The organism is Dietzia sp. E1, from assembly GCF_014145015.1.
In the GTDB taxonomy this organism is placed as follows: Bacteria; Actinomycetota; Actinomycetes; order Mycobacteriales; family Mycobacteriaceae; genus Dietzia; species Dietzia cinnamea_A.
The window spans coordinates 1-11,476 of sequence record NZ_JAALDU010000074.1 but is presented as its reverse complement, the minus strand read 5'-3'; the positions used below and the strand labels follow the sequence as shown (position 1 = coordinate 11,476).

Sequence of the window (11,476 nt, the reverse complement as noted above, 5' to 3'; positions counted from 1 at the left end):
CGGCGGTTGACGGCCGGGCGTTCCCACGGCGACTGGTAATCCGCCCCGGCCGCCAGCGAGGCCATCAACTCGGTCTGAGGGACTCCCGCGCTCGCCAATGCGTCGAGAACCGCGTGCTTCAACTCGTCGGCCGTGAGGTCGCCTGGCCCGTACGGGCGATCTGTCGAGGGCGTCACCTCACCGACGATACGAGATGCGAGCGGCGTATCGGGACGCCCCCGTTCGCAGAAGTAGGCTCAGCTCTCGCCCTGCCACACCACGTCCTGCACGACCTCGTTGCGCCGCAGGAACCACGGCGTGAAGGGCGGGTCGAACCGGGCGTACCTGGGTGGCCCGGTGGGGACCAGCCCGGCCCGGCCGATCGCGGCCTGCAGCCGGTCCAGGTGACGTCGATAGGCCGACTCGCTCCACCGTCCCGAGTAGCGCACCGCCGCCGCGACACGGTCGGGCACCTGCTTGACCCGCACCCGAGGATCGGTGGGCACCGGCGCGGTCGCGGCGGTGAGCGAGGCGGGCAGGACAAAGGCGACCACGTGCTCGCCGCCGTCGGCCTCGGTCTGGACCACGGGCGCGGTCATGGCGACCTTCTCGGAGCCGGAGGCCTCCTGGACGACCGGCGCCGTCATGGCGATGGACCCGGCGGACTTATTGTGACCGGTGATGTACCTGAAGAGAGCCCTGAACGCCTGGTTGCCGGCACTGCTGAAGGACCCGCGAACGGACACCTCCGCCGCGGCGTGGGAGGGGTACCGCCGCAGCTCGAACTCCGGGTGATGCTCGAGCACCTCGTAGGGCTGCTGCTCGGTCATGAATCGACGGTACGCGCGCGAGCGGCCAGTGACGGCGCCGCGCGTCCAGTCACCGGAGACTGCCAGGCGGGCATGCCACTGGGCGACGTGGTGCGGGTGGAAGATCGCGACGACGACGATGACGACGACGACGAGGCCCACCTCCACCCGCCCGACCCGCGGCTGCCGGGTGGCGCGGAACCGGCCGGGTCAGCCCGAGAGTCCGCGGAGCCAGTCGACGATCGCGCCGGCCAGCTCGTCCGGGGCCTCCACCGGCAGCATGTGTCCGGTCTCCGGGATCTCGACGTAGGTGACGCGACCATCCCCGGCACCATTCACCTCAGCCCACCGCCGCTGCTCCTCGGTGGACACCACCTGGTCGTCCGACGCCCCCACGATCAGCACCGGGACACCAGCCCGCGCGGGGAACTCGCTGCGATCCGGGCGGGCGCCGATCGCCACCGAATGGGCTGCGAACCGCTCCGGACCGTACACCCGCGCCGCGCGCAGCCGCTCGGCCCGGACCTCGGGATCGTGACCGCGGTCGCCGTAGTACACCGCCTCCATGCCGTCGAGCGCGATCTCCTCGTACGCCTCCGGACTCAGGCCTGCAGCGCGGTCCGCCCGCGCCTTCGCCGACTCCGGATCTTCGGCACCCACCGGGGCGGTGACCAGGACGAGCCCGGCCAGCAGCGACGGGTGCCGCTCGGCGAGATGCATCGCCACCACGCCGCCGAGGGAATGCCCGACGACGACGCTGCCGGGCGCGACCCGGCCCGCCACCTCGTCGACGAGTGCATCGAGGTCGGACACGGCCGGAAGGTCCAGCGGCGTGGCGTGGACGCCGTCCGGCAGCGCGCGCATGACCGGCGCCCACGTCTGCGCGTCACCGTGGAGGCCGGGGAGGAGGACGAAGTCGGTCATGGCCGCGAGGCTACCCATCCGGCACTCGGCACCGAGTCGATCGACCTCACCCCGGGGTACGCCACGCCCGGCTACGCTGCGTGTCGGACGGAAATTAGCTGATCGAACGGCCAGTTTCGGCTGTATGGTCATTCCGATGGTGTTACGTCTGTCGAGACTGCCGCAGGAGGCCGGGGCGCCCGGCTCCCGTGCCGATGATGTCTGCCCGGCGAACGGACTCTCGGACGCAGACCCCGAGGAGAGGCAGGGGATCGAGGCAGGCGCTCCGGGTCGAGCGCAGGCACCGAGTTCTGCAGGCGTCATCGTCGTGGGACTGGATCTCTCCGGCGGCTTCCTGGCAGCACACGGTTTCGCCACCTCGGCCCTGATCACGACCGCTGCACAGTCATCTATTCGCGCCGCCCTGGGGGGCCATGCCATCGTCGAGCCCGGACCCGTCGACCGCACCGTGGTCATCCGGTTCGACGCGGGCACCCACTCCGTGGACGACCTCACCGCCGAGCTGAAGGAACACCTCTCCCACCCGCTCCTCCTCGCCGACCGGGAGCACTTCGTGCAGTCACAGGTCGGTTCCGCCACTGCGGCGTCGGTGGGTACAGACGACCCGGACCTCCTGATGCGGGCGGCGTTCGCGGCCGCGCATCTCGCCATGGAGACCGGGTCGCATCTGCACGCGGCCACGCAGTCAATGCTCGAGGAACTCGCCAACGCCTCAGAGCTGAGGACTGCGATGGCGCGCGCTGCCTCCTCGGATTTCGAGATGCACTACCAGCCCATCGTCGACCTGGCCGACGCCCGCGTGCTCGGCTACGAGTCCTTGATCCGGTGGCGGAGAGGCGATGCCCTACTCACCCCGCCGGCGTTCCTCCCCGCCGCCGAGGAGACCTCGCTCATCCTGCCGATCGGTAGAGCAGGGACGCGTTCCGCGCTGGAGCAGCTCGCCCGGTGGAGTCCCCATAGTGTGACCACGCCGCTGTTCATGTCCGTCAACTACTCCGCACGACAGCTCGCGGATTCGCGGCTCCTGCCGTATGTACGACGAACCCTGGACGAGTTGTCGCTGAGCGCGTCCGACGTCTGGATCGAGATCACGGAGCAGGCCCTCATCGATGTCGCCTCCCCGGCGATGCGGACCATCGAGGGGTTGGCGGAGATGGGCTGCGTCATCTGCGTCGATGACCTGGGGACGGGGTTCGCGGCACTGCGCTACCTCGCCGACCTCCCGGTGAGCGTGGTCAAGGTGGACCGCTCCCTGGTGCGCTCGGTCTCGGACCCCTCCATCCGCAAGATCATCGGCGCCGTCTGCGACATCTCCCAGACGCTCGGGATAGCGTCCGTCGCCGAGGGCGTGGAGGACGAGGGCCAGATTCCCGCCCTACGAGACCTGGGGTTCACCCACGCACAGGGATACTTCTACGGCCGTCCGGGGCCCGCATCCCAGATCCGCATTCCTTAACAACACATAAGTGCCACTCCCCCGCAGGTTGGCGCCAGAATGCTGGTCACAGCATGTTTAAAGGTTGCACATTCGAATGATCAAGCTACGCTTATCGAAACGCGTCGAGGCGGGCACTAGGGGACCCGCTCCGGCGACTGAGGTAGCGGAGCACTCTTATGGACAGGACAGTCATCAGCAGGCCCGGCACCGAGACGACGTTCACCAGGGGGAAGGGATCCATGAGGGTCCTGGTCACGGGGAACCAGGGGTACCTGGGAACCGTGGTGGCAGACGAGGTCTCGGCCGCCGGACACGAGGTCACAGGTATCGATACGGGGGTGTTCGCGGAGCGTATCCTGGGAAGGAGTCCACACGATCCGCCCACCCTCTGCGCGGATATGCGTGAGGTCACGGCCACGGATCTCGCGGGATTCGACGCCGTGGTTCATCTCGCCGCGGCGCCGGACGGAGGTGGCACCGGAGCTCTCCAACGTTCCGTCGGCGAGGAAAACCATCGCGTCTCGGTTCGGCTGGCCCGGGAGGCCAGGGCGGCGGGGGTGGGCAGGTTCCTCTTCACCTCGACGTGCGCGGTGTACGAGCCCGGGGACGGGGAACCTGCGACGGAGTCCAGCCCCCTGCACCCGACCACCCCGTGGGCGGCCTCAAAATTGCGGGTCGAGGAGGACATCACGGCGTTGGCCGACAGCGGTTTCACCCCGGTGTCCCTCAGATTGGCCACGGCGTTCGGGTTCTCTCCGCGGCTGCGCTCGGACCTACCGGTCAACCACATGGTCGCCACCGCGGCCCTCGACGGCCGGGTCGTGCTGGCGGGAGCCGCCGACACCTGTGGGCCGTCGATCCACGTGAGGGACGTCGCGGACGCCGTCCTGCGGTGCCTGGAGGCGCTGCGAGAGACGGTGCACGGAGCGTCGTTCAACGTCGGCAGTCACGAGGACACGGTGACGGAGGCCGCGCTCGCCCGCATGATCGTCGAGGCGGTGCCGGGGACATCCATCGGACTCGTCCGCCACTCCGGGAGTGCGAGCGAGCCCCGCCGGGTGGACTCCGGGGAGATCTGGCGAGCTGTCGGCTTCGAGGCCCGTCACGGGCTCGCGGACGGGATCGCGGAGCTGCTGCACGCCTACACCTCCGCCAGCGCGGGCGTGAGCGCGGACGAGTTCCTCGCCACGTTCTCCCGAACGCAGCACCAGGGCACGCCGGCAGCCACGAGCGATTTCGGCACTGCCCACCACATCGAGAGAGTCGCGTCATGACGGTCCGCGACGTCGCTGTCGGGGAGAAGGTCCGAGCCCGACTGGTGACGCGGCAGCGGTCCGACACCCTCCTGGCGGGGCTCGACGTGGTGCTCCAGACTGCGGTGATCTACGCGTTCGTCGACTCGGCGACCGGTGCTGCGGTGGCCGCGATCCTGGTGGTACTGGCAGTGGAGTTCTCCGGTAACTACCGCACTCTCATCACCCTCTCTGCACTCAACGACGCCCCGCGTCTCGCCGCGGCCTCGGTCGTCGGAGCGCTCGTCGTGGAGTTCGCCCGTGGTGGGCACGATTCCATCCGGGACCTGCTCGTCATGATCGCGTCGGTTTTCGCGGCACTCTTCCTCACCCGCGTGGTCTACTACGCGCTCGTGCGTCGCCGGCGGCGCCGCAACCCCGCCGCCCGTCGGCGCACGATCATCGTCGGTGGCGGGGTGGTCGCCGGTGAGCTGCTCGACAGTATCGACGAGTTCCCCGAGTTGGGCCTGGAACCCGTGGCGGTGATCGACCGCGACCCGCTGCTGGGCGCCGACCGGTTCCCGGTCCCCGTCCTCGATCGCCCGCTGCACGAAGCGGTGGTGGAGCTGGGCGTCGAGACCGTGATCGTGGCGTTCCAGCACCGCCCGGACTCCTCCCTGATCTCCCCTCTGAGGCAGTGCGACTCCCTGGACTGCGAGATCTACCTGGTGCCCCGGTTGTTCGAGTTCGTGCACCTCAACTCGGACATGGATCGGATCCATACCGTCCCGCTGCTCAGGGTGCGGCGCCACATCAATCGCACGTGGTACTGGCAGGCGAAGCGGGTGTTCGACGTGATGGTCGCCGGGAGTGCGCTGGTCCTGTTGTCGCCTCTACTCGCCCTGACCGCCGTGGCCGTCGCGTTGTCCGACCGGGGTGCGCCGATCCTGTTCCGCCAGGTGCGCGTGGGTCGCGGCGGACACGAGTTCGTCCTCTACAAGTTCCGCTCCATGCGGCCGGTGGACCCCGGGGCGTCCGACACCGATTGGCATCCGGAGGACCGGATCGGTCCGGTCGGGCGGATACTGCGCGCGTCCTCGATCGACGAGTTGCCCCAGCTGTGGAACGTCGTACGCGGAGACATGTCGCTCGTCGGCCCGCGCCCCGAGCGTCCCCACTTCGTCGAGCAGTTCGCGAGGAGCGTCCCGTCCTACGTGGACCGCCACCGGGCCACCGTGGGACTGACGGGATGGTCCGCGGTCCACGGTCTCCGGGGCGACACGAGCATCGACGACCGGGCACTGTACGACAACTTCTACATCCAGAACTGGTCGGTGTGGCTCGACATCAAGATCCTGTTGCTCACCGTCAGGGCGGTCCTGGCCGGCACGGGCTCATGAGCGTGCCCGCCCGCTTCTGGGAGAGATTCGACGCCAGGTCGGCCGCGATTCTCGTCAGCAGCGGATGCGGGGCATTCCTCCCGGTGCTCGCCCTCGGCAGCCCTACTTTCGTCCGCCCGGGCATGATGCCGGCGTTGATCACGGTCTGGTTGTTCGGGGTCGCGCTGCTGTTGTTCACCGCCCGCGTCGGTCGGCTCACGGATCGCCAGTTCGCGGTCGTGGGGGTGGGCGCGATGGTCTGCATCGCGTTCTCGGCGACCATCGTGACGGATCCGGCGGCCTCACGGGCGATCGTCGCCCTGCTGGCCACGGCCCCCGCCATCGCCGCGATGGCCTCGACGATCCGGGCGACAATCGGGTTCAGCCTGACGGCCATCCTGCTCGCCTCGGCCTTCTCCGCCGTGTCGTCCACCTCGGTCATCGGCGGGCTCGTCGCGGCGGGCGCATCGATCCTCACCGTCTGCATCCCGGTCTTCATGGTGGTGGTGCTGCGGAGTTCCCTTGAGTTCGCGATGGAGAGGGTCGCGCTCGTCGGCGAGATCGACCCGCTGACCAGAGCGCTGAACCGGCGGGGACTGATCCGACGCCACGCCCGCGTGTTCGGTCACTGCGCCGATCACCGCCGGCCGGTCGGTTTCCTGCTGATCGACATCGACCACTTCAAGGAAGTCAACGACACGTTCGGGCATACCGCCGGGGACATCGTGCTCGTCAACGCGGTGCGCGTCATCACCACCGCCGCCCCGGCCGGCAGCCTGGTGAGCAGGATCGGGGGCGAGGAGTTCGTGGTGATGTTCCCGGTTGACAGCGTCGCGGAGATCAGTGCCGCGGCCTCACGCATCCGGGGAGCCGTCGCCGCCGAGGGCGAGGTGACGGTGAGCGTGGGCGCGGTCCTCGGCCCGATCGAGACGAGCGACTCGGGCCCCCCGAACGCCTCGGAGATCATGGACCAGCTCACCCGGACCGCCGACCGCTGCGTGTACCGGGCCAAGTCCCTCGGCCGCGACCGCGTGGTGATGCAGACCTCCACGCTCATCCGGTGGCGACCCGGTGTCGCCGACGAGAGCGCGGAGTTTCCTCAGGATCCGCCGAACGGTTTCGGCCTGGCGACCATCGTGGGTCGCGAGATCGTGCGCCACCGGCGCGGCACGGCCGCGTAGGTGCGGCTGCTCGCGGAGCCGCGTGGCACCGGTCAGGGCACGCGCGGGGCGAGGGCGACGCCGGACTGCTCCACCCATTCCGGGCCCCAGTCCTCCCGGATCGCCGTCCACAGCTCGGCCGCGCGCGCCCGGTCCAGCCGGACCACGCTCTGCCCGCCCACCCGGTCGAGACCGGCGACCGGGGCCGTGGTGAACGTCAGGTCCGCCTCCTTTAGGTACCGGAGGGACAGTGCGAGTTCCCTCATCTCGTCGGCATCCCACTCCTCGTCCACGACGATCGAGTCGGTGGCCGCGCCGACCAGCCGGTGGACGGCCCGGGGATCGGCGAGCGCGTCGAGGTCGAGCAGTGTGGTGGCCATCGCCCGCAGCAGGTTCTGGTGGCGGCGCACCCGGTCGAGGTCACCGCCGGCGAGTCCGTACCGCTGGCCGACGTAGTCGAGTGCCCCGGCGCCGTCGAGCCGGTGGGTCCCGGCGGTCCACGTGATCCCGCGCGCGCTGTCGTGGACCGTCTCCGGGATCTCGATCGTCACCCCGCCGAGCGCGTCGGTGAGCGCACTGAACCCGTCGCCGTCGACCATCGCGACGTGGTCGACGCGGATTCCGGTGAGGTCCTCCACGGTGGCCACCGCCAACGGGGGTCCGCCCAGGGCGAGCGCGGAGTTGATCTTGCCCTCGCCTAATCCGGGCAGGGTCACCCAGGAGTCCCGCGGGATCGACACGATCGTGACGGTGGACCGGTGCCAGGGGATCCGGACGAGCAGGATCGCGTCGCTGCGGCCGTGCCGCGCGGCGTCGGGGGACCAGTCCTGGCCGAGCAGGAGGAGCGTCAGGTCATCTGTGGGTGTGGCCGGCGGGCGCATGTCCTCGGCGGGGAAGGCGGAGACGCGGGCGACGTCCCTCCCCACCCCGTCGTGCAGCAGGAGGAGCCCCCCGACGGCCGCGACGGCCAGTACCGCGGCAGTCGCGACGAACCGGATGATGACGACGACGTGGCGGGACACACTGCGGCCCTACCTGCCCGCGAATGCGCGGTCGTAGCGTCCCAGCACCGCGTCGCGGGAGTACGCGCGGGCGAAGTGACCGGCGGCGGCCTGCGAGTGGACGGCGTTGGCGGCGGGGTCCGCCAGTTCCAGCAGGTGGGTGGCGAAGTCCCGGGGGTCATCGGCCACCAGCACCCCGGAGGTCCCGGAGAGGTCTATCCCGTGCGCCCCGATCCCGGTGGACACCACGGGGAGGTCGTGGCCGAGGGCCTCGATCACCTTGAGTTTGATGCCGGAGCCGAAGCGGAGGTGGTTGACCATGGCCGTGGCCGTGGCCAGCGCCTCGGCGAGGTCGGGGACGTAGCCCTCGAGGACGACCGAGTCGGCGTGGGCCGCCACCGCCTCCGTCAGCCCCGGGCGCGGTGATCGTCCGATGATCCGCAGTCGCGCCCGCGGTTCGGTTGCGAGCACCAGGGGCCACACGGTGGCGAGGAAGGAGCGCAGACCGTCGTCGTTGTGCGGGAGGGACAGCTGACCGAGGAAGACGTACTCGGGGCGCCCCGACGGCCGGCGGGTCCGCCGGGGGGGCTCGGCCAGCAGGGGCGGGACCGACATGATCCGGTCCTCCCCCAGCCCGGTCCGGGCACGCAGGATCTCTGCCTCGGGTTCGCTGATGAGCAGGGCCCGGTCGACGTCGTGGGCGACGCGGTCCTCGCCGCGGCGGATCAGATGCCGTTCCACGGTCAACAGGGACTGCCATCCGCACCGGTGTGCGGCGATCGGTCGCAGGGGGGCCGGGACGAATCCGGCGAAGTTGCCCAGCGGCGCGATGTCGATGTCGGGGTGCAGCCGCGCGGTCCGCAGCATGGTGGCGTACCGCTCCGAGAACAGGTCGTCGAGGTAGCAGATCTGCAGGGCCGCGCCGCTCTGCCCGGCGTACTGCGCCATCCGGACGGTGTCGTAGACCACCGTGTCGGGACGCACCCGGTCCAGCGCCCGGCGGATCCCCTCCCCGGTCCGCGGTGAACGCAGGAGCGACTCCTGGAGGCTGGAGCGACCGGTGGTCGTGCGGGTGAGAACCTGCCGCACGGCCTCGTGCGTCCGCGGGGCGGGGACAGCGCTCGCGGCCGTGGGCCAGTCGGGCGGGGGAAACGAGCCGTCGTCTGCGCCCACGTGGACGTAGTGGACCGCCTCCGGGCCGTATCGCTCCGCGAAGTACGAGAGGAGCCCGGCGAGGACGACCTTCTTCCCCGCGTCCGTGGGATACGGGTTCACGGCGCTGACCACTGCTATCCGGCGGTTCATCCGGCCCCCTTCTGGCTGCGGTCGACCACCTGCGGTGGAAGATCATCTTTCCAGAGTCTACATAAAAGGTCTATCATTTCTTATCGAGCCCGAAAGGGGCCGTCGCCCCGAAAAGGGCGACACCACGATCGCCCGACCGCTCAGCTTCATCTCAGGATCATCGAGGCCCCGGAGGCCCCATGGATCAGCCGTCCACCGCCGCCACCGCCACCCCGGACACCGGGCGGCAGTCCGCGTGGAACTACGCCGTGTTCTCCCTGAGCAAGTCCTCGACCCTCATCATGATGGTCGTCCTGGCCCGGCTGCTCGAGCCCGCCGAGTTCGGCCTGTTCGCCTTCGCCCTGCTGGTGGTCAACCTCTTCGACTACGTCAAGGACCTCGGCTTCGGCGCCTCGGTGGTGCAGTCCCGCCGCCCCTGGTCCGTCATCGCCCCCACCGGTCTGCTCGTCACCACCGTGACCGGGGTCCTGGCCGCCGCCGTGCTGGTGGTGGCCGCGCCCGTCCTCGCCGAGGTGGCCGACAGGCCGGATCTCGCGTCGCCGGTCCGGGCTCTCGCGGTCGCCCTGGTGATCTCGGCGCTCGGGGTGGTCCCCCAGTCCGCGCTGCGGCGCCGCCTGGACTTCCGGGCGCGGCTCGTCCCCGAGGCGGCCGGGGCCGCGGTCAAGACCGTCACGGCGATCGGGCTGGCGATCGCGGGTCAGGGCGTCTGGAGCCTGGTCTACGCGCAGATCCTGGGGGTCGCGGTGACCACGGCCCTGTACTGGCGGGCCGGTGGCGCCGGGTTGCGGTTCGGCTTCGACCGCGGCGTCTTCGCTGAACTCCTGCGGTTCGGGCTGCCGGTGTCGGCGGTGACGCTCCTCGCGTACGGGATCTACAACGTCGACTACCTCGCGATCGGCGCGCGAGCCGGGGACGAGGCGCTGGGGATGTACACCCTGGCCTACCGGGTGCCGGAACTCATCGTGCTCAACCTGTGCATCGTGGTCAGCGACGTGCTCTTCAGCGCCCTGTCCCGGCTGCAGGACGATCCCGAGGCGCTGACCCGGCACTACCGCGTCGTGGTCGCCTGGGTGGTGGGCCTGACCGCGCCGGTGGCCCTGGGGCTGGCGGTGGTGGCCGACCCGCTCATCCGGACGCTGTACGGCGAGCGGTATGCCGACGCGGCGCCGATGCTGGCCCTGATCAGCCTGTTCGCGCTCGTCTACGCCACCTCGTTCCACTCCGGCGACGTCTTCAAGGCCCTCGGGCGGCCGGGGATCCTCACCGCGCTCAACGCCGGCAAGCTCGCGGTGATGGCCGTGCCCGTGTGGTGGGCGGCGGGCCACGGCGCGGTCGCGGTGGCGGGCGTGCTGGTCGCGATCGAGCTGGTGAGTTCTGCCGTGCGACTGTGGGTGGTCACCCGGGTCACCGGCACGGCGGCGGGCCCGCTGCTGGCGTCGATCCTGCGTCCGCTGGCCGCGGCCGGGGTCATGGCGGGCGTCGTCTGGGCGCTGTCACTCGTCACCGGCACCCTGCACCCCGCGGCCGAGCTGGCCGTCCTCGTCGGCACCGGAGCCGTGGTCTACCCGCTGCTCGTGCGCCTGACCGCCCCCGATCTGTTCTCCTCCGGGGCCGCGCTGCTGTCGCGGGCCCGCACCACCACGACCGGCCGCACGCGCGCCGTACCCACAGGGAGCCCGAAATGACGTCACGGACACGCCGCGCCTGGATCGTCGCCGCCACCACGGTGCTGGGTGCGCTCACCGGCGCCGGGGCGGGGACCGCGTTGGCGGACGCCCCCGCCCGGTACGCATCGACCGCCACCGTCGCGGTCGTCCCCGCGGCGGGCCTTCCCGACGACCTCGCGGCCGACTTCTGGCAGGTCCTCAGTGAGGAGCAGGTGGTCCGCACCGCGGCGACCATCTACGGCAGCGAGCAGTGGGCGGTCGAGGCCGCCCGGGCGCTGGACGTGCCGACCACCGAGGTCGTGCTCTCGGCGAACGCCCTCGTGGACACCACGCTCGTCGAGGTCACCGTGGAGACCGGTTCGGCAGCGTCCTCCGACGCCGCGCTGGCGACGGTGCTGCGGTCGGCGAGCACGTCGGCGTCGACGATCCTGGCTCCCTTCGTCATCAGCGAGGCCGCCGTCCGTCCGGCGGAGACCGCGCGCGGGGCCTCGCCGGCGCAACTGGTCGGGGTGGCGGCCATCGCCGGCGCCCTGGTGGGGGCCGGGATCGGGCTGGTGATCAGCGCGATCGGGCGGCGCGGGC

The 11,476-nt window shown here is 70.7% G+C and carries 10 protein-coding genes; 6 read left to right on the top strand and 4 right to left on the bottom strand.

Translation table 11 applies throughout. The annotated features are described in order from the left end of the window. Positions 1 to 236: 236 nt before the first annotated feature. Complete coding sequence (locus tag G6030_RS03320; protein ID WP_347238562.1) at positions 237 to 956, bottom strand: heme-binding protein; 720 nt, start codon at positions 954 to 956, stop codon at positions 237 to 239. 42 nt (positions 957 to 998) lie between these two features. Beyond that, positions 999 to 1,712, bottom strand: a complete 714-nt coding sequence (locus G6030_RS03315; RefSeq protein ID WP_182642203.1) for an alpha/beta hydrolase — start codon at positions 1,710 to 1,712, stop codon at positions 999 to 1,001. Positions 1,713 to 1,848: 136 nt separating this feature from the next. On the opposite strand from G6030_RS03315, the gene G6030_RS03310 reads away from it, so the two are divergent. From G6030_RS03310 to G6030_RS03295, 4 genes are all read left to right on the top strand, one after another. Then, positions 1,849 to 3,168: an EAL domain-containing protein gene (locus G6030_RS03310; RefSeq protein WP_182642202.1), complete on the top strand. Its 1,320-nt coding sequence runs from the start codon at positions 1,849 to 1,851 to the stop codon at positions 3,166 to 3,168. Between the two features lie 158 nt (positions 3,169 to 3,326). Continuing rightward, on the top strand, positions 3,327 to 4,424 hold the full coding sequence (locus G6030_RS03305; RefSeq protein ID WP_182642201.1) for an SDR family oxidoreductase: 1,098 nt from the start codon (positions 3,327 to 3,329) through the stop codon (positions 4,422 to 4,424). After that, positions 4,421 to 5,782, top strand: a complete 1,362-nt coding sequence (locus G6030_RS03300; protein ID WP_182642200.1) for a sugar transferase — start codon at positions 4,421 to 4,423, stop codon at positions 5,780 to 5,782. Before G6030_RS03305 ends, G6030_RS03300 begins: the two co-directional genes overlap by 4 nt. Next, positions 5,779 to 6,942, top strand: a complete 1,164-nt coding sequence (locus tag G6030_RS03295) for a GGDEF domain-containing protein (protein ID WP_182642199.1) — start codon at positions 5,779 to 5,781, stop codon at positions 6,940 to 6,942. Before G6030_RS03300 ends, G6030_RS03295 begins: the two co-directional genes overlap by 4 nt. 32 nt (positions 6,943 to 6,974) lie before the next feature. On the opposite strand, the gene G6030_RS03290 is transcribed toward G6030_RS03295, so the two are convergent. Continuing rightward, entirely contained in the window at positions 6,975 to 7,943 is a 969-nt protein-coding gene (locus G6030_RS03290) for an LCP family protein (RefSeq protein WP_182642198.1), read from the bottom strand. Positions 7,944 to 7,952: 9 nt separating this feature from the next. Further along, entirely contained in the window at positions 7,953 to 9,227 is a 1,275-nt protein-coding gene (locus tag G6030_RS03285) for a glycosyltransferase family 4 protein (RefSeq protein WP_182642197.1), read from the bottom strand. 179 nt (positions 9,228 to 9,406) lie between these two features. On the opposite strand from G6030_RS03285, the gene G6030_RS03280 reads away from it, so the two are divergent. Beyond that, positions 9,407 to 10,912, top strand: coding sequence for a lipopolysaccharide biosynthesis protein (locus G6030_RS03280; RefSeq protein ID WP_182642196.1), 1,506 nt, complete (start codon positions 9,407 to 9,409; stop codon positions 10,910 to 10,912). Continuing rightward, a partial coding sequence (locus G6030_RS03275) for a hypothetical protein (RefSeq protein ID WP_182642195.1) occupies positions 10,909 to 11,476 on the top strand: 568 nt, incomplete at its 3' end. The genes G6030_RS03280 and G6030_RS03275, both read left to right, overlap by 4 nt.

Bases quoted from the DNA above. Each gene is read 5' to 3' on its own strand.
- G6030_RS03285 (WP_182642197.1), bottom strand. From the start codon at position 9,227: ATGAACCGCCGGATAGCAGTGGTCAGCGCCGTGAACCCGTATCCCACG.
- G6030_RS03280 (WP_182642196.1), top strand. From the start codon at position 9,407: ATGGATCAGCCGTCCACCGCCGCCACCGCCACCCCGGACACCGGGCGG.
- G6030_RS03310 (WP_182642202.1), top strand. From the start codon at position 1,849: ATGGTGTTACGTCTGTCGAGACTGCCGCAGGAGGCCGGGGCGCCCGGC.
- G6030_RS03295 (WP_182642199.1), top strand. From the start codon at position 5,779: ATGAGCGTGCCCGCCCGCTTCTGGGAGAGATTCGACGCCAGGTCGGCC.
- G6030_RS03305 (WP_182642201.1), top strand. From the start codon at position 3,327: ATGGACAGGACAGTCATCAGCAGGCCCGGCACCGAGACGACGTTCACC.
- G6030_RS03315 (WP_182642203.1), bottom strand. From the start codon at position 1,712: ATGACCGACTTCGTCCTCCTCCCCGGCCTCCACGGTGACGCGCAGACG.
- G6030_RS03300 (WP_182642200.1), top strand. From the start codon at position 4,421: ATGACGGTCCGCGACGTCGCTGTCGGGGAGAAGGTCCGAGCCCGACTG.